The 18589-nt window shown below is 66.1% G+C and carries 17 protein-coding genes; 6 read left to right on the forward strand and 11 right to left on the reverse strand.

From position 1 onward, the window contains the following. Window positions 1–69 precede the first annotated feature (69 nt). From HH800_RS20435 to HH800_RS20480, 10 genes are all read right to left on the reverse strand, one after another. Entirely contained in the window at window positions 70–1854 is a 1785-nt protein-coding gene (locus tag HH800_RS20435; RefSeq protein WP_169862142.1) for a thiamine pyrophosphate-binding protein, read from the reverse strand. After that, window positions 1851–3227: an aromatic ring-hydroxylating oxygenase subunit alpha gene (locus HH800_RS20440; protein ID WP_004209075.1), complete on the reverse strand. Its 1377-nt coding sequence runs from the start codon at window positions 3225–3227 to the stop codon at window positions 1851–1853. Before HH800_RS20440 ends, HH800_RS20435 begins: the two co-directional genes overlap by 4 nt. Before the next feature lie 167 nt (window positions 3228–3394). Beyond that, the gene (locus HH800_RS20445; RefSeq protein WP_048939201.1) at window positions 3395–5224 is read right to left on the reverse strand and encodes a flavin-containing monooxygenase; all 1830 of its coding nucleotides are present in this window, start codon (window positions 5222–5224) and stop codon (window positions 3395–3397) included. A 186-nt stretch (window positions 5225–5410) separates the two neighbouring features. Beyond that, window positions 5411–5581, reverse strand: coding sequence for a hypothetical protein (locus HH800_RS20450; RefSeq protein WP_155276487.1), 171 nt, complete (start codon window positions 5579–5581; stop codon window positions 5411–5413). 137 nt (window positions 5582–5718) lie between these two features. Next, on the reverse strand, window positions 5719–6396 hold the full coding sequence (locus HH800_RS20455) for an SDR family NAD(P)-dependent oxidoreductase (protein ID WP_169862143.1): 678 nt from the start codon (window positions 6394–6396) through the stop codon (window positions 5719–5721). A 19-nt stretch (window positions 6397–6415) separates the two neighbouring features. Next, a complete protein-coding gene (locus HH800_RS20460) occupies window positions 6416–7864 on the reverse strand; it encodes an NAD-dependent succinate-semialdehyde dehydrogenase (protein WP_169862144.1) in 1449 nt (482 codons plus the stop codon). Between the two features lie 163 nt (window positions 7865–8027). Then, on the reverse strand, window positions 8028–8576 hold the full coding sequence (locus HH800_RS20465) for a nuclear transport factor 2 family protein (RefSeq protein WP_169862145.1): 549 nt from the start codon (window positions 8574–8576) through the stop codon (window positions 8028–8030). A gap of 1 nt (window position 8577) precedes the next feature. Further along, the gene (locus tag HH800_RS20470) at window positions 8578–9456 is read right to left on the reverse strand and encodes an SDR family NAD(P)-dependent oxidoreductase (RefSeq protein WP_169862146.1); all 879 of its coding nucleotides are present in this window, start codon (window positions 9454–9456) and stop codon (window positions 8578–8580) included. A gap of 11 nt (window positions 9457–9467) precedes the next feature. Continuing rightward, window positions 9468–10007 (reverse strand): nuclear transport factor 2 family protein, encoded by a 540-nt coding sequence (locus HH800_RS20475; protein WP_169862147.1) that lies wholly within the window; start codon window positions 10005–10007, stop codon window positions 9468–9470. Window positions 10008–10119: 112 nt separating this feature from the next. Beyond that, on the reverse strand, window positions 10120–10755 hold the full coding sequence (locus tag HH800_RS20480) for a TetR/AcrR family transcriptional regulator (protein ID WP_169863382.1): 636 nt from the start codon (window positions 10753–10755) through the stop codon (window positions 10120–10122). Between the two features lie 83 nt (window positions 10756–10838). On the opposite strand from HH800_RS20480, the gene HH800_RS20485 reads away from it, so the two are divergent. The 6 genes from HH800_RS20485 to HH800_RS20510 are packed head-to-tail and all read left to right on the forward strand — an operon-like array spanning window position 10839 to window position 16900. Next, the gene (locus tag HH800_RS20485) at window positions 10839–11963 is read left to right on the forward strand and encodes an acyl-CoA dehydrogenase family protein (protein WP_169862148.1); all 1125 of its coding nucleotides are present in this window, start codon (window positions 10839–10841) and stop codon (window positions 11961–11963) included. 12 nt (window positions 11964–11975) lie between these two features. Further along, window positions 11976–13160 carry an acetyl-CoA C-acyltransferase gene (locus tag HH800_RS20490; RefSeq protein ID WP_010336219.1) on the forward strand — a complete coding sequence of 395 codons (1185 nt, stop codon included), beginning with the start codon at window positions 11976–11978 and terminating at the stop codon, window positions 13158–13160. 22 nt (window positions 13161–13182) lie between these two features. Beyond that, entirely contained in the window at window positions 13183–13944 is a 762-nt protein-coding gene (locus HH800_RS20495) for a 3-hydroxyacyl-CoA dehydrogenase (RefSeq protein WP_169862149.1), read from the forward strand. Next, entirely contained in the window at window positions 13944–14735 is a 792-nt protein-coding gene (locus HH800_RS20500) for an enoyl-CoA hydratase/isomerase family protein (protein ID WP_169862150.1), read from the forward strand. The genes HH800_RS20495 and HH800_RS20500 overlap by 1 nt, the downstream gene beginning before the upstream one ends. A gap of 3 nt (window positions 14736–14738) precedes the next feature. Then, on the forward strand, window positions 14739–15902 hold the full coding sequence (locus tag HH800_RS20505) for an acetyl-CoA C-acetyltransferase (RefSeq protein ID WP_037508496.1): 1164 nt from the start codon (window positions 14739–14741) through the stop codon (window positions 15900–15902). Next, window positions 15902–16900, forward strand: coding sequence for an NAD(P)H-dependent flavin oxidoreductase (locus HH800_RS20510; protein WP_169862151.1), 999 nt, complete (start codon window positions 15902–15904; stop codon window positions 16898–16900). Before HH800_RS20505 ends, HH800_RS20510 begins: the two co-directional genes overlap by 1 nt. A gap of 1 nt (window position 16901) precedes the next feature. On the opposite strand, the gene HH800_RS20515 is transcribed toward HH800_RS20510, so the two are convergent. Beyond that, on the reverse strand, window positions 16902–18518 hold the full coding sequence (locus HH800_RS20515; protein WP_169862152.1) for an alpha-amylase family glycosyl hydrolase: 1617 nt from the start codon (window positions 18516–18518) through the stop codon (window positions 16902–16904). Window positions 18519–18589 lie beyond the last annotated feature (71 nt).

The raw sequence follows: 18589 nt of genomic DNA on the forward strand, positions 1-18589 counted from the left end.
TCCGCCAGGGAGACACCCCTCCACCGCCTGCGGCGACCCCCCTCCCCTTATCCGGGGAGGAAGGGCATTTTACTGGGTGCCTTCGGCATACCAGGTGCGGAATTCGGCATATTTCGGCATTTCTTCCGAATTGGCCTTGGGATCGATCACGACATGGACGACGCCCGGCTTGCCGCTGGCATAGGCGCGCGCGATCGCCGGCTTGATGTCCTCCGCGCGGGTCACATATTCGCCGTGGCAGCCAAAGCCCTCGCCGATCTTGTCGAAGCGGACTTCCTTGCTCCAATGGGTGCCGGTTTCTTCCGTGCCCTGGCCGAAGGTGCGCTTGTAGACGCCCACTTCCAGGCCCCACTGATTATCCACGCCGACGACGCAGACCAGCGGCAGCTTGGTGCGCACCGCCACTTCCAGTTCGGCGATATGGAACATGAAGCTGCTGTCGGAAGTCAGCAACAGGCCCGGACGGCTGACGCCGGTGGCCGCCTTGTCCGCCAGCATCGCGCCGGTGGCATAGGGGATGCCGGTGCCGATATGGCCGAAATTCTGGTTCCAGATGACGTCGTTCGGCTTGCACTGCGAATAGGTCCACTGGAAGATCACGCCGGCGCCGCCGTCGCGGATCAGGATGCCGCCCTTGGGGAAGGCCTCGGTCGCTTCCACCGCCAGACGGGCGGGATGGATCGGCAGGTCGCCGGTGCCGTCGCTCTTGGTGCGCGATTCCGCCGCCAGCTCGTCCAGTTCCGCCTGACCGTCGCGCATGAAGGCTTCCAGCATCGGCGCAGGGGCGCGCGGCGTGTCCTTCAGCGCCTCTACCAGCTGCGGCACGACGCCGCGCAGGTCGCCGACCAGCGGCACGTCGATCGGGCGGTTGACGCCGATCGCGGCGGGATCCTGCTCGACATAGATCCACTTGCGGATCGCTTCATTCTTCATCCAGTAGCGCCATTTGCCGAAATGGACCGGCTCGCCCAGTTCGGTGCCCAGCGCCAGCACCAGATCCGATTCCGTGACTGCCTCGATCGACGCCTTGGAGAAGACATATTGGAAGGTGCGATCTTCCAGCCCCTTGATATAGCTGGTGCCGCCCGAAGTCTGGATCACCGGGCAGTTCATCAGGTCCGCCAGTTCCTTCACCGCCGCGCCGGAGCGCGAGGTGTGGACGGCATGGCCGACCAGCAGGATCGGGTTCTTGGCCGCGCGGATCAGGTCGGCCGCTTCCTTGACCCGGTCGATGTCGGCGCCCTGGTTGACCAGGCGATAACGATCGGGCGCCAGTGGCGCGGGAAGGTCCAGTTCCTCCAGGATGATGTGGCTGGGATATTCGATATAGACCGGGCCGGGAGTGCCGCCCATTGCCTTGCGGATGCCCTCGCGCACGACCTCGTCGGTCTGGTCGGCATATTCGATCGAGGCAGCATATTTGACGCTATTCTCGAACAGGGGCATCTGCTTGACGAACTGGATGCGGCCGCGACGGACGCGCTGTTCGGTGACGCGGGCGCGCTGGCCCGACAGGAAGATGACCGGCGAATTTTCGACCAGCGCGCACTGGATGGCGGGCGCCATATTGGCGATGCCCGGCCCCAGCGTGCCGATCGCGACGGCGGGCTTGCCGGTGATGCGCGACGCGGCCTCGGCCATGAAGCCGGCAGCGGCCTCATGATGGGGCGCAACCACAGTCCAGCCGCGCCGTTCGGCCTCCAGGAACATGTGGACGAAATTCGGGTCGGGAATGCCGAACAGCGTGTTGATGCCTTCGGCCTCGAACAGGTCCAGCATCCGCTTGTAGACCGGCGTGCCCTTCTTGTCGGTGGCGTTCACGTTGACGGCGGGCTTGGGATCGTCATAGCTCATTTGAGTAACCTCGGTGCGCCCGTACCCATGTACGTGGCTAGGTTGCGGTGGAAATTGGTGATCTTGCGTTCCTGGTGGGGGTTGGGCAGCGGCCCGCGGAAACCGCGCGACTTCATGCCCTTCTGCACCCATTCCATGTTCGAGAAATCCTGGGCGAGGACGGCGCCCCAGCCCTCGGCGGTAGCCTCCGTCTCTTCCCATTCGGTGACCGGCACTTCGCCTTCGGGAAAGCGCTCGATCGCGTAGGATTCAAAGATGCACATGTCGGGATCGTCGCCATAGGGACGGGTGCGGTAGCACAGGGCGAAGGTGATCCCCTGCAGCACCGACATGTTGGGAAAGACGTGCCAGGCGAGGCCCGCCTCGGCCATCACCTCGGGCGGGATTTCCGGCCAGATGACGCCGCGCGCGGCATCGTCCGCCTTGGCGGATTTCAGCCAATGGGCGATGACGTCGCCCGCCGCCGTGCCCTCGGGCAGTTCGTCGACCAGCCGGCTCGCCGCATTGACCAAGGTCTCGGTCGAGGCGGCATAGTTCAGCGTCTCGTAATTTTCGCGGATCAGCTCATAGGTGGAGCGGCGCGGATCATCGCCCTTGCCGGCGCGGGTGACGCTGCTGCTCTGGCTCATCTGGAAAGCCGGGTCGCGCTGGTCGAAACCGCTCACCCCATGCAGGCCATAGGCCGCGCTGTATGCGTAATAATCGCCATAATCGAGCAGCTGGGTATGGGTGCCCGCGACATGATAAGGCTCCATGAAAGCCTCCAGCGCGGTCTTCCAATTGGCCGGATAGACCACCCATTTGCGCCATTTGTAGCGCATCTTGTCCATTTCGAAGTGGGACAGGATGCGGCCGGCATCGCCCAGGAAATCGATCAGCGGCTCGGCATTGAGGTCCATATGGATCCAGATCCAGCCACCCCATATATCGATCTTGACGTCCGACAGGCGGGTGCATTCGGCATTGAGCGCGCCCTGCCAGTCCTGCGGGTCGAGGATGTAGGTGTTGTTACCCTCTGTATCGAAGGTCCAGCCATGGAAGCCGCAGACGAAGCTGCGCCGGTTCTTGCCACGCACCGAATGCACGTCCTTGGGCACATCGACCAGTTGGCGGCCGCGATGCGGGCATACATTGAAGAAGGCGCGCAACGTGTCGGGCGCGGTCCGCACGATGATGATCGACTCGTCGCAAATGTCGTAGGTCATCCAGTCGCCGACATCGGGCAGTTCCTCGACCCGCGCCGCCATCTGCCAGACATGGGGCCACAGCTTCTCCTTCTCCGCCAGGGCATAGTCCTTCGACAGGAATGCCTCGGTCGGGTAGGTCAGCGGCTTGGCCAGCGCCTCCACATCGATATTGTCGATCTTGCTCATGGCATCCTCCTGCAACGTCCGCGTTGCCCGATGGGTACGGCCCGCGAGTCCGCTCGCCGGGTCCGCAAGGACAATATTTTCAACCTGCCTATCGCAACTGGCGGGAGCGCCCCAAGGGAAGAGCGGCGACCGCTACGAACCATCCCCGGGGCGATCCGGCCCATGGCTCAGGACCGCAATTCCATGCCGTCGAGATCGCCCTTCGCGCGCCAGTCCTGCACCAGTTTCTGGAATGCGCCCCAGCCCGGCCCATAGCTGCGGAACAGCGCCCAGGGCGCCTTCACCTGGCCTTCATTGGTGAAATAGCTGGGGGTGCATTCCTGCTGGAAGGCGGTCATGTCGATTTCCATTTCCTCGAAATGGCGGACATAATCCTCCTGCCCCTGCAGGGTGGTCTCGACCACCTTGGCGCCCTTATCCATCACCGCATGGATGATATGGGCGATATGCTCCGCCTGGCGGCCGAACTGTTCGGTCACGCTGGCGTTGAGGCCGCCTTGGATATAGCCGATGAAGAACTGGTTGGGGAAACCATGGGTCATGGTGCCGTGCAGGGTGCGCGGGCCATTGGCCCAATGATCGTAGATGGACAGGCCATCGCGTCCCTCGACCGCATCGATGCCCCAGCGGCGCTTCAGCTCGCTCGTCACCTCGAAGCCGCTGGCGAAGATGATGCAGTCGACCTCATATTCGACGCCGCCCGACACGAAGCCCTTCTCGGTGATCTTCTCCAGCCCCTTGCTGTCGGCAACGTCGATCAGCGTGACATTGGGCCGGTTGAAGGTCGGGTAGAACTCATTGCTCGACAGCGGACGCTTGCAGAGGAAGCGATACCAGGGCTTCAGGGCCTCGGCCGTCGCCTTGTCATCGACCATCTCGTCGACGCGGGCGCGCAGCCGCTCCATCACGCGATAATCGACCACCTCGCGCTTGGCCATGAACTGCTCGATCGACATTTCCGGCCAGCCTTCGGCTTCCAGTTCGGCCGACAGGTTGCGGGCAATCTCGGTCCAGATGTCGCAGATGAGGTCCGGCTCGCCCGGCGCGAAGGATTCCATCGCGGCGCGGTGGAAATTGGCCTGGCGATCGGCCTGCCAGCCGGGCTGGAGCGATGCCGCCCAGTCGGCGTCGGTCGCCGGATTGGGCCGCTCGTCCACGGTCGATGGCGTGCGCTGGATGACATAGAGCTGCTTGGCATAGCGGCCGAGATAGGGCACCGCCTGGATCGCGGTCGCGCCGGTGCCGATGATGGCGACGCGCTTGTCGGCCAGTTTGTCGAGCACCGGATTGGCGTAGCTGCCGCCGCTATAATCATAGTCCCAGCGGGCAGTGTGGAAGATCTTGCCCTTGAAGCTGTTGATGCCGGCGATGCCGGGCAGCTTGGGCATGTTGAGCACGCCGCAGCCCATCACCACGAAGCGGGCCAGCAGTTCGTCGCCCCGGCTGGTGCCGACGCGCCAGCGCTGGATCGTCTCGTCCCATTTCAGCGAGGTGATGAGGGTGTGGAACAATGCCTTGTCGGCGAAACCGAAGCTTTCGGCGATCTGGCGGCAATAGGCCTGGATCTCCGCGCCGTCGGCGAATTTCTTCGACGGCATGAAGCCGGTTTCTTCCAGCAGCGGCAGATAGCAATAGGCGTCATTGTCGCACTGGATGCCGGGATAGCGATTCCAGTACCAGACGCCGCCGAAATCGCCGCCATGGTCGATATTGCGGAAATTGGTGACGCCTTGTTTGGTCAGGTGATAGCCGGCGAGCAGGCCGGCAAAGCCCGCGCCCAGCACCACGACATCCAGTTCCTCGACGATCGGGTCACGCGCGACGACCGGCATATGCGGGTCGACGTCATAGCTGTGCGTCGTGTCGTCGGTGGTCGGCTGATATTGGCCTTCCCGGTCGGCGCGCATCCGCTTGTCGCGCTCGGCGCGATATTTCTCGCGCAGGGTCGGGATATCGAATGTGTCAGCCGCAGGCGTCTGCGTCGGCTTGCAGGTCATGACCTCTCCTGGGGATCGCTGTTCTCGCCATTTTGTTAATCAACACATATGTTGACTTGCAATGGCGGAGCGGCGGGCCGGCGCTGTTAGCGCTGTGGCGATCCCTTGGCGGCCTTCTGGCCGCGGCGCTGCCCTGAAAATGGGCAGTCAGCGGGAGAGGTAGTCAGTCGTCAGCTAGCGCGCCGATCAGGCGGCGCGGGCCAGCTTTTCTTCCTTGGCGACCGGGAAGGTCACGACGTCGGCCGAAACCGGCTCGGCAGCGGGGGTCAGCGCGGCGATATAACGCTCGGCGGTGACGACGTCCCGGCGATAGGCGAAATAGAGCGAGATGAGCGAAAACATAAGAACCTCAGACAAGAATATTGCTGCGTCGCAGCATCGAGGTTCATCTGGTCCTCCCCGGCTTTTTTCGCAAATGCAAAGGCGCCAAGGCCAGTTGCACGAAACGCCATCGACCGGTTGCGCGCCTTGCAACGGCAACCGGTCGATCGCGATCAGACCCGGCCAGTGACCGGGATCAGCGCGCCGGTGATCGGCGCAGCGGCGGGCGACAGCAGGAAGGCGATCACCCCTCCCAACGCCTCGGGCGAGACCCAGCGGCTGGCATCCGCGTCGGGCATGTCGGCGCGGTTGGCCGGCGTGTCGATGATGCTGGGCAGCACCGCATTCACGCGCACGACCGCATCCTTCAGTTCTTCGGCCAGCGCCTCGGTCAGGCGCGCCACGCCGGCCTTGGACGCGGCATAGGCGCCCATGCCGGCCGCCGCCTTAACCGAGGCCGCCGCGCCGATATTGACGATCGCCCCGCCGCCATCGCGCAGCAGCGGCAACAGCGCGCGAGTCGCGATCAGCGCGGTGCGGACATTCATGCCATAGAGCCGGTCCCAGGTGGCGACCGAGCCATCCTCCACCGTCTCCCAGCTGAAGCCACCGGCGATATTGACCAGCCCGTCGAGCCCGCCCAGCGCTTCGCCGATCTTCGCCGCCGCGCCGGCCACCGCCTGCTCGTCGGACAGGTCAATGCCGCCCAGCGCCAGGTCGACGCCATCGGCCGGCACATCGCCCAGGTCGATACCCGCCACCGTCCAGCCGGCCGCGCGCAGCACCTGCACCGCCGCCCGGCCCAGCGCACCGGCCGCACCGGTTACCGCCACCACTCCCGCCATCATCATCCCCTTTCGATAGTCTGCGTCAGATCCCGGACATGCACAGATATTTGATCTCGACATAGTCCTCGATGCCATGGCGCGATCCTTCGCGGCCCATGCCCGATTCCTTGATGCCGCCGAACGGCGCGACCTCGGTCGAGATGAGGCCGGTATTGATGCCGACCATGCCGACCTCCAGTGCCTCGCCCACGCGCCAGGCGCGCGACAGGTCGCGGGTGTAGAAATAGCCCGACAGGCCGACTTCGGTGGCATTGGCCAGCGCGACCGCTTCCTCTTCCGTGTCGAACAGGAAGAGCGCGGCAAGCGGCCCGAACGTCTCCTCGTCGGCCAGCTTCATCTCCGGCGTGCAGCCGCTGATGATGGTCGGCTCGAAGAAGCTGTGGCCCAGTGCGTGGCGATGCCCACCGCTCACCAGCGTGCCGCCCTTGGCCAGCGCGTCGGCGACATGTTCCTCGACCTTCTCCACCGCCTTCTCATCAATCAGCGGCCCCTGGGTCACGCCCGCTTCCGTGCCCGGCCCGACCTTCAGCTTCGCGACGGCGGCCTTCAGCTTCTCGGCAAAGGCCGGCACGACGTCGCGCTGCACCAGGATGCGGTTGACGCAGACGCAGGTCTGGCCGCTGTTGCGATATTTGGACGCGATCGCGCCTTCGACGGCGGCATCCAGATCGGCATCGGCAAAGACGATGAAGGGCGCATTGCCGCCCAGCTCCATCGACAGCTTCTTCATCGTCGGCGCGCATTGCGCCATCAGCGTCTTGCCGACCTCGGTCGATCCGGTGAAGCTCAGCTTGCGCACCAGCGGGTTGCCGGTCAGTTCCGCGCCGATCACCCGCGACGATCCGGTGACGACGTTGAACACCCCCTTGGGCACGCCCGCCCGTTCGGCGAGCACGGCCAGCGCCAGCGCGGTCAGCGGCGTCTGGGTGGCGGGCTTCAAGACCATGGTGCAGCCTGCCGCCAGCGCCGGTGCCGCCTTGCGCGTGATCATCGCGGCGGGGAAATTCCACGGCGTGATCGCGGCGACCACGCCGACCGGCTGCTTGATGACGACGATCCGGCTGTCGGCGCGATGGCTGGGAATGATCTCGCCATAGATGCGTTTGGCCTCTTCCCCGAACCATTCGATGAAGCTGGCGGCATAGGCGATCTCGCCCTTGGCCTCGGTCAGCGCCTTGCCCTGTTCACGGGTCAGGATCATCGCCAGGTCATCCTGATGTTCGATCAGCAGTTCGAACCAGCGGCGCAATATGCGCGACCGCTCGCCTGCCGTCTTCGCCTTCCACTCTGGCAGTGCCGCCTCGGCCGCCTCGATCGCCGCGCGCGTCCCCGCCTCGTCGATCGCGGGAATGCCGGCCAGCCGCTCGTCCGTCGCCGGGTCGGTCACGTCGATGCTGGCGGTGCCGATCCACTGGCCGTCGACATAGCATTGTTCGCGCAGCAGGCTGGGGTCGGCAAGGGCTATGGTCATCGGATCACCTTCTTCGGCAGGATGTAGGGCAGCGGGCACAGGGCGCACCCGTCGCTGCGTCCAACGCAGCATGGCCCCATTTCGATGCGAAGGTGGGATGCGCGGCAGGCGGCGTCAACGTGGACAGAATGTCCCCGCCCAAGGATCGACCCCGCGATGCGCGCTATTGGGGAATATGCGGCGCCCGCCGGTTGGCCAGCGGTCGCTGATAGGAGGGATCGCTCTTGTCCCGTGCCGGCGCGCCATTGGCATGCAGGTCCAGCACGTCGCCGAACGGCAGCGGCAGGGTCGGCACCAGCCCGGACCATTCGATCATGTTGGTGCGCAGCACAATCTTCCACTGGCCATCGCGCCGTTCCAGCCGATCGAGATAGCGGCCTCCGGCGATCCAATTGCTCTCGTCCCGGTTGCGGCCGACGAACAGATAATAGGTTTCGGCATGGGCGCTGTCGCCATCGATATCGATCGTCATGTTGAGCAGATTATGATGGGTCGCCACCTGCCCGCCCTCGTGCAGGGCGCTGGCCCAGCCATAGAGCGCATCGGGCGCGCCGACGAAGCTGCCCGCCGCGACCGTGGCATCGTCATGGAAAGCGGACAGGAACAGGGCGCGGTCGAACCGGTCCATACCCCGGCTGAACCGGGTCAGGCAGTCGACAATATCCTGCCGGTCGAGCAGCGCGTCGATCCGCGCCTGGCGATCCGCGTCCATCCTATGCCTCCGTCCGTGGGGCGATCGGCTGCCAGATCGGCGCGCCGCGCTCGGCCCGCAGCGACGGGATGGTCTTTCCGTCGACATCGGTGATGCCATAATCCTGCGCCAGCTCCGCGGTGATGAAGGTGCCGCCCGATCGCGCCATGATCGCCGGATCGGCCAGCAGCGCGGCGATCACCCGGCCGGGAAATTCGGGCGAGCAACCGACCAGCGGATTGGTGACGGTCAGCGCCTTCATCGCCGGATTGGCGGCGATATTGCGCTGTGCCCGCTCGGTCATGGTCAGCCCCTGCCATAGCGAGAGCGAAGCGACGCCATGGGGCTGCAGCTCGATCGCCATGTCCCGCGCCATCCGGTCGACCGCCGACTTGGCTGTGCCGAACACGACGCCATAGGTGTAGGTGACCCCGACATAGCCCGATATCGCCACGATGAGCCCCGATCCCTGCGGCACCATCATCTGCGCAGCATGGCGCGCCGCGACGAAATTGGAGCGCACGCCGACATCGACCATGTCCCAGTTGGACAAGGGCTTTTCCCAGAAGCTGCCCGGCACGGTCAGATCCTCGGGGATCGCAAAGGCATTATTGACCAGCAGGTCGAGCCGCCCCTGCTCGCGCCGCAACTGATCGAACAGCGCCGCCACCTGCGCATCATCGCCATGGTCGACCTGCACCGCAATGCCCCGGCCGCCGCGCGCATCGCATTGCGCCGCCGTCTCGCCGACCGTGCCGGGCAATTCATGGTCGCCCACATTGACCGTGCGCCCGGTGACATAGACGGTCGCGCCCTGCTCGGCGAGCGCCAGCGCCATCCCCTTGCCGATGCCCCGGCTCGCGCCGGTGACGATCGCGACCTTGCCGTCCAGCGGTTTCATGATCCTCTCCCTCAATCCGTCTCGCGCGCGAAGAAGCGCATGCTGTGATCGCCGTTCGCGCGACCGGTGAAATGCGGCGCGCTGAACGCCATGCCCATCACGCCCTGGCTCCAGTCGGCTGAGACGCCGATATCCTGCAACCAGTCATAGAGCATGGTGCGCCGCGCGATCCGCCACTGGCCCTCGCGCCGTTCGAAAATGTCGAGATAACGGCCGCCGATCATGACGTCGCGCTGCGCCTCGCCCATGTCGATGCGATGATAGGATTGGACCTGCGTCTCGACCCGCGCCGTGTCGCCCGCCAGATCGATGACGCTCTGCCCCAGCAGATGCTGGGTGCAGAGGATCGCGTCGGCGCCGGGCACTACCCAGGCAAGATAGGCGTCGAAATCGCCGGCGAACACGCCATAGTCGGTGCTCCCATCCGGCCAGCAGCAGGCGCGGACCAGATCGGCATCGCGCCGGTCCTCACCCCGCGCCAGCCGGGCGAGGCAATCGCGGATCGCCTCTCGGTCCAGCATCGCCTGCAATGGCATGGCGGCAATATCCATCCGGCCCTCTCCTTCGCGCCCGTCATGGCGGGCTGTCTGTCCATGGGCCGGTCATAGGCGCGCGCCATGGCGCGTCGCTTGACCAATTCGGACAGGAGAAAGCCGGCCGGCCTCAGTCGCGCGGGGCGAGGCCGGCAATCAGCAGATCGACCTGCGCCGCCGCGATCGCCTCGGCGCTCATCGCGCCCGCCGGATCGCGCCAGCGCGCCGCCCAGTTGAGTGCGCCGGCCAGGGTGAAGGCGGCCAGCTTCACGTCGACCGGGGCGATCGACCCGTCCGCCACCGCGTCGGCGATCAGCCCGCGCATGGACAGGTCGATGTCGCGCTTGCGCGATCGGAACAGGATCGCACCTTCGGCCGACAGGCATTCGTCACCCGTCCGCACCACGCAGGCGCCGAAATCATCCATGATCACCGCGCCATAGCGGCGCAGGAAATAGCCAAGCCGGGCCAGGCCATTGCCTTCCCCCGCGCGGGCCTCATCGGCCGCCGCACGCAGCATCTCCAGGCCGCGGGTGACGCATTCGATCAGCACCTGCTCCTTGTTGCCCAGATAATGATAGATGGTCGGCTTGCTGATCCCCAGACTGGCGGCGACATCGTCCAGCGATGTCGCATGGAAGCCGCGCGCGTTGAACATGCGCACCGCCGCGCGCAGTACCGCCTCGCGCTTTTCCTCCCGCTCACGCGCCTTCTCCTCCCGCGTGCGGAAGGGAGACGGGATCGCCACTGCGCTTTTCGCCGACACTCGCTGTTCCTCCATGCCGCCTGTTGACAAGAAATCGCAACAGGCGCAACCTACTCATGAGTATAGGAGAGACGCAAGGGTTTATGCTGACCGAAATCCAGAGCGCGATTCGCGACACCGTCCGGGATTTCGCCCAGGCGACGATCCGCCCGCATTCGGCCCGGTTCGAGGCGGAGGGCGGCTATCCCCGTTCGCTGTTCGAGGAGATGGCGGGCCTTGGCCTCTGGGGCATGACCGCGCCCGAAGCCTATGGCGGCGCGGAGGCTGACTCCGTTTCCTATGCCCTCGCCCTGATGGAACTGGCCGCTGCCGACGGCGCCCTTTCCACCATCGTCTCGATCCAGAATTCGATCCTCGTCTCCGGCCTGCTCAAGGATGGCAGCGAGGCGCAGAAGGCCCGCTTCCTGCCCGACCTGATCGGCGGCCGCACCATCGGCGCCTTTGCCCTCACCGAAAGCGACGCCGGCTCCGACGCGTCGGCCGTGCGCACCCGCGCGGCCAAGGTCGATGGCGGCTGGCGCATCACCGGTGCCAAGCAGTTCATCACCTCCGGCAAGATTGGCGGGGTCGTGATGATCATCGCCGTCACAGATCCCGATGCCGGCAAGAAGGGCCTGTCTGCCTTCATCGTGCCGACCGACCGCCCCGGCTATTTCGTCGACAAGGTCGAGCACAAGATGGGCCAGGGCGCATCGGACACCTGCGCGCTGCGGTTCGAGGACATGTTCGTCGAGGATGATCTGCTGATCGGCCAGCCAGGCCAGGGCTATCGCATCGCGCTCGCCAATCTGGAGACCGGCCGCATCGGCATCGCCGCCCAATGCGTCGGCATGGCCCAGGCCGCGCTGGAGATCGCCATCGCTTACGCCAAGGACCGCAAGAGCTTCGGCAAGGCGATCATCGAGCATCAGGCGGTCGGCTTCCGCCTTGCCGACCTCACCACCCGACTGGAGGCCGCGCGCCAGCTCGTCCTGTCCGCCGCCGCGATGAAGGACAGTGGCCAGCCTGCGCTCACCCAGGCGTCGATGGCCAAGCTGTTCGCCTCCGAAGCTGCCGAGGCGGTGGTATCCGGCGCGATGCAGACACTGGGTGGCTATGGCTATCTTGAAGAATTCGGAATCGCGAAAATCTACCGCGATGTCCGCGTGTGCCAGATTTACGAGGGCACGTCGGACATCCAGCGCATGGTCATTGCGCGCAGCCTTTGAAGGAGTATTTCGATGCAGGACGATCCGGTAGTCATTGCGAGCTATGCCCGCACCCCCATGGGCGGGTTCCAGGGCGCGCTCTCGGCGGTCAAGGCGACCGATCTTGGCGCGACGGCGGTCAAGGCCGCGGTTGAGCGCGCCGGCGTCGCCACTGACGCCATCGATCGCATCTATATGGGCTGCGTGCTGCCCGCCGGCCTTGGGCAGGCGCCCGCGCGTCAGGCGGCACTCGGCGCGGGCCTTGGCCTCAATACCGAGGCGACGACCGTCAACAAGATGTGCGGATCGGGCATGCAGGCGGCGATCATGGCGCATGAGGCGCTGGCATCGGGCGCGGCCGATATCGTCATCGCGGGCGGCATGGAGAGCATGACCAACGCCCCCTATGCCCTACCCAAACATCGTAGCGGCGCCCGCATCGGCCATGACCGCATCATCGACACGATGATGATGGACGGGCTGGAGGATGCCTATGAACCCGGCAAGGCGATGGGCGTCTTCGCCGAAGAGGCCGTGCGCGACTATCAGTTCACCCGCACCGACCAGGATGATTATGCCATCCGCTCGCTCGACCGCGCCAATGCGGCGATCGGCAGCGGCGCCTTCGTCCGCGAGATCACGCCGGTCACCGTATCGGGCCGGGGCGGCGACACCGTCATCGACACCGACGAACAGCCCGGCAAGGCCCGACCGGAAAAGATCCCCGGCCTCAAGCCCGCCTTCGTCAAGGATGGCACCATCACCGCCGCCAATGCCTCGTCCATTTCGGACGGCGCCGCCGCGCTGGTGATGACCCGCCAGAGCGTCGCGGAAAAGCAGGGCCTTAAAGTGGTGGCAAAGGTCGTCGCCACCGCCGCCCATGCCCATGAGCCCGCCAAGTTCACCACCGCGCCGGTGCCCGCGATGCGCAAGCTGCTGGCCAAGGCCGGCTGGTCGGTCGAGGATGTCGACCTGTTCGAGGTCAACGAAGCCTTTGCCGTGGTCGCGATGATCGCCGCCAAGGAACTGGGCATCCCGGCGGACAAGCTCAACGTCAATGGCGGCGCCACCGCGCTCGGCCATCCGATCGGCGCATCGGGCGCGCGCATCGTCGCCACCCTTTTGGGCGCGCTGGAAACACGCGGCCTCAAGCGCGGCGTCGCCAGCCTCTGCATCGGCGGCGGCGAAGCCACCGCCATGGCCGTCGAACTCGTATAATTCTGCCGGGAGAGGACAGATAATGGATATCAAGGGACTGGCCGCCATCGTCACCGGTGGCGCCTCCGGCCTCGGCCGTGCCACCGCCACCATGCTCGCGGCGCAGGGCGCCAAGGTCGCAATCTTCGACCTCAATGAGGACGCCGGCAAGGCAGTCGCGGCCGAAATCGGCGGGCTCTATGTCGGCGTCAACGTCGCCGACGATGCCAGCGTCACCGCCGGGTTCGACGCGGCCGAAGCCGTCCATGGCACGGCCCGCATCCTGGTCAATTGCGCCGGCATCGCCCCGGCCGTGAAGACGGTGGGCAAGGAAAATCTGCCTCACCCGCTCGACAGCTTCGCCAAAACGGTGACCGTCAACCTGATCGGCACCTTCAACATGATATCCAAATTCGCCGCCCGCGCGGCAGCGGCCGAGGAGATGGACGGCGAGCGGGGCGTCATCGTCAACACCGCCTCGGTCGCGGCCTATGACGGCCAGATCGGCCAGGCGGCCTATTCCGCGTCGAAGGGCGGCGTGGTCGGCATGACCCTGCCGATCGCCCGCGATCTGGCGCAGCACAAGATCCGCGTCATGACGATCGCACCGGGCATCTTCCTGACGCCGATGCTGGAGGCCTTCCCCCAGCATGTGCAGGATGCGCTGGGCGCGCAGGTGCCCCACCCCAGCCGCCTGGGCAGACCCGCCGAATATGCCCAGCTGGTCGAATCGATCGTCCGCAACCCGATGCTGAATGGCGAGGTGATCCGCCTCGACGGCGCCATCCGCATGGCGCCGCGCTGATGAGCGGGTCGGGCAGCGGCGTGACCCTGGCGATCGCCGACGGCATCGCCCGGATCACGCTCGACCGGCCAGCGGTCGGCAATGCGATCGATCTGTCGCTCGCCCGTGCGCTGCTCGACGCCGCAATCCGCTGCGAGGGCGATGCGGCGGTCCGCTGCGTCGTCCTCACCGGCAATGGCAAGCTGTTCTGCGCCGGCGGCGATGTCGCGTTGATGGGCGGCGCGGGCGCGCAACTGCCCACCGTCCTCACCGAACTCATCGCCACCTTCCACGCCGCCGTCACCCGCCTCACCCGCATGGCCAAGCCGCTGGTGACTTTGGTCAACGGTCCGGCGGCGGGCGCGGGCTTTAGCCTCGCCATATTGGGCGATGTCGTGCTGGCCGCCCGCTCGGCCCATTATACCGCCGCCTATTGCGCGATCGGCCTGACCGCCGATGGCGGGCTCAGTTGGCTGCTGCCGCGCCTGGTCGGTCTGCGCCGCGCACAGGAGATCATCCTCACCAACCGTCGCATCAAAAGCGAGGAGGCCGAAGCGATCGGCCTTGTCACCCGGCTGGTCGATGATGACGCGCTGGAGGCCGAGGGGCTGGCGCTCGCCGCCCGCCTCGCCGATGCGCCGACGGCGGCATACGGCGCCGCCCGCACCCTGCTGCACGACAGTTTCGACACCGGCTTCGAGACCCAGCTCGACCGTGAATTGCGATCGATGGCGGTCGCCGGCGCCGGTGAGGCGCAGGAAGGGCTTGCCGCCCTGCTCGCCAAGCGCCCCCCCAATTTCAGAGGAGCCTGATCCATGGCCGAGGCCTATATTGTCGATGCTGTCCGCACCGCCGGCGGCCGCGCCCGCAAGGGCGGGCTGATCGACGTCCATCCCGCCGATCTGGGCGCCACCATCCTCAACGCGCTGGTCGACCGCACCGGCATCGATCCCGCCGCCATCGAGGATGTGATCGTCGGCTGCGTCAGCCAGGCGGGCGAACAGAGCTTCGCCTTTGGCCGCAACCTCGTCCTCGCCTCGAAACTGCCCGACAGCGTACCGGCCGTGACGATCGACCGGCAATGCGGCTCCTCGCAGCAGGCGCTGCATTTCGCGGCGCAGGCGATCCTGTCCGGCACCCAGGATCTGGTCATCGCCGCCGGCGCCGAAAGCATGACCCGCGTGCCGATGGGCTCCAACTTCCAGCTCCATGCCGCCGCCGGCCTGGGCGATGGCCCCTGGCCCAAAAGCATCCAGAAACGCTATGGCGTCGCCGAATTCAGCCAGTTCCATGGCGCCCAGGCGATCGCCAACAAATATGGCTTCACCCGCGAGGATATGGACGCCTATGCGCTGGCCAGCCATGCCAAGGCGGCGGCCGCGATCGACAGCGGCGCCTTCAAGGCGGAGATCGTGCCCGTCCTGACCCCCGAAGGCATTTTCGACACCGATGACGGCGTGCGCCGTGGCGGCACGATGGAGGCAATGGCCAGCGTCAAGACGCTGGAGGAAGGCGGCACCATCACCGCCGCCAACGCCAGCCAGATGACCGACGGCGCATCGGGCGTGCTGGTGGCGAGCGAAGCAGCGATCAAGCGCTTCGGCCTCACGCCGCTCGCCCGCATCGTCAACCTGACCGTCACCGCCGGCGATCCGGTCATCATGCTGGAGGAGCCGATCCCCGCCACCCGCAAGGCGTTCGAACGCTCGGGCCTGAAGCTCGACGATATCGACCTGTTCGAGGTGAACGAGGCCTTCGCCTCCATCCCCATGGCCTGGCTCAAGGCGATCGGCGCCGATCCGGCCAGGCTGAACGTCCATGGCGGCGCGATCGCGCTCGGCCATCCGCTCGGCGCATCGGGCACCAAGCTGATGAGCACTTTGGTCCATGCGCTCAAGGCACGGGGCAAGCGCTATGGCCTGCAAACCATGTGCGAAGGCGGCGGCATCGCCAATGTGACGATCGTGGAGGCACTGTGATGGCTTTGAAGACGCGTTTCACCGAATTGTGCGGCATCGAGCATCCGATCGTGCAGGGCGGCATGATGTGGGTCGGCCGCGCCGAACTGGCCGCCGCCGTCTCCAATGCCGGGGGGCTGGGCATCCTGACCGCCCTCACCCAGCCGACGCCCGACGACCTGCGCCGCGAGATTGATCGCTGCCGCACGATGACCGACAAGCCGTTCGGCGTGAACCTCACCATCCTGCCGTCGGTCAATCCGCCGCCCTATGCGGAATATCGCCAGGCGATCATCGACAGCGGCGTCAAGATCGTCGAGACCGCCGGCCACAAGCCGCAGGAACATGTCGATGATTTCAAGGCGCATGGCATCATCGTCGTCCATAAATGCACCGCCGTCCGCCACGCTTTGTCGGCCGAGCGGATGGGGGTCGACGCCATCTCGATCGACGGCTTCGAATGCGCCGGTCATCCGGGCGAGGACGATATTCCCGGCCTCATCCTGATCCCGGCGGCGGCCGACAAGCTCAGCATCCCGATGATCGCCAGCGGCGGCTTCGGCGACGGCCGCGGTCTCGCCGCCGCGCTGGCGCTGGGTGCCGAGGGCATCAACATGGGCACCCGCTTCTGCGCCACGGTCGAGGCGCCAATCCACCAGAATGTGAAGCAGTTCCTGGTCGACAATGACGAGCGCGGCACCAACCTCATCTTCCGCAAGTTCAAGAATACCGGCCGCGTCGCCAAGAACAGCGTGTCGGACGAGGTGGTCGAAATCTCGCTGCGCGAAGGATCGGTCTTCCCCGACATCCAGCCGCTGGTGTCGGGCGCCAAGGGCCGGGTCGCGCTCGAAACCGGTGATCTGGACGCCGGCCTGATCTGGGCCGGCCAGATTCAGGGCCTGATCCACGACATCCCGACCTGTCAGGACCTCATCACCCGCATCGTCGACGACGCCACCGTCATCATCCAACGCCGCCTTGCCGGCTTGATCACGCCGGAACTGGCGGCAGTAGGCTGACCTAATCCTGCGCCAGCAGCAGCGCCGCATAGGGCGGCAATGCCATCCCCGGCGCGGCGTCGCCGATCGCCGCGACGATCGTGCCATCGGCCTCCACTTCCTCCGGCCAGGGTGCGGGTGTCGGCGACAGGTTGAAGATGCAGGTCAGCGCCTGATCCTCTGCCACACGGCGGAAGGCCAGGCACTGGTCGTCGGCACGCATGATATCCAGGCGCCCATGGCGCAACGCCGGATTCGCCTTGCGCAGCGCGATCATCGCGCGGGTGAAGTGCAGCAGCGACGCGGGGTCGCCCTCCTGCGCCGCCACCGCCCGCGCCACATTCTCCGCGCCCAATGGCAGCCAGGGCTCGCCATCGGTAAAGCCCGCCTCCGCCGCATCGACCGACCAGGGCAGCGGCGTGCGCGCGCCGTCGCGCGACAGGGTCAGCGGCCAGTTGGCGATCGCTTCGGGATCCTGCAATTTCTCGAACGGGATATCGACCTGGGTGATGCCCAGCTCCTCGCCCTGATAGAGGATGACATTGCCGCGCAGCGCCATCAGCAGCAGCATCTTGAGCCAAGCGAAGGCGGGCTGATCCTCCGGCGCACACCAACGCGACAGGGCGCGCGGCGCATCATGATTCTCGAACGCCCAGCTCGGCCAGCCCATGCCCGGTTCGTCCGGCCAGCGCGCCAGCGTGTCCGCGATCAGGCCCGGCGTCAGCGCCGGGGCATAGAGGAAGTTGAAGCCATAGGCGCTGTTGAGGTGAGCCTCCCCCGCCGTATAGGCCTTCATCTCCTGCTCGGCGAGGTCGCCGCCCACCTCCGCCACGGTGAAGATCGCGCCATAGCGATCGGTGAGGTCGCGGATGCGCGCGACGAAATCGACCACGCCGGGATGCGACTGGCTGTAGCGGCGAATCTGATAGTCGAACGGCCGGGTGCGCGGCCCTTCCCCCTCGGGCGCGGGCGGATTGTCGCGCAATTCCGGGTCGTGCATCGCATGGTTGAGCGCATCGAGGCGAAAGCCGTCGACGCCCCGGTCCAGCCAGAATTGCATCGCGCCCAGCAGCGCATCTTGCACCGCAACATTGTGAACGTTGAGCTGCGGCTGGCTGGTCAGGAACTGGTGCATATAATATTGCCGCCGCCGCGCGTCCCAGGTCCAGGCCGGACCACCGAACACCGACTGCCAGTTGTTGGGCGGGGTGCCGTCCGCCTTGGGATCGGCCCAGACGAACCAGTCCGCCTTGTCATTGTCCCGGTCCTGCCGGCTCTGCGCAAACCAGGGATGCAGGTCGGAACTATGGGCATAGACCTGGTCGATCGTGACCTTGATCCCGAGTTCATGCGCGCGCGCCACCAGCGCATCGAAATCGGCGAGCGTGCCGAAGATCGGGTCCACCCCGCAATAATCAGCGATATCATAGCCGAAATCGCGCATCGGCGAGGGGAAGAAGGGCGAAATCCAGATCGCGTCCACGCCCAGCCGGGCGACATGCTCCAGCCGCGCGGTGATGCCCGGCAGGTCGCCAATGCCATCACCGTTCGAATCCTGAAAGCTGCGGGGATAGATTTGATAGAGGACCGCGCCCTTCCACCAGGGCCGATCGCCTGCATCACGACTGTCGGGAGCCATTTGCGCCACCCCATGTCCCAAGCCTGCGGCGCATCATGCCGCAGCGCCAGTTTACACGGCGGCGCGCGCAG

It is taken from the genome of Sphingobium yanoikuyae (assembly GCF_013001025.1).
GTDB lineage: Bacteria > Pseudomonadota > Alphaproteobacteria > Sphingomonadales > Sphingomonadaceae > Sphingobium > Sphingobium yanoikuyae_A.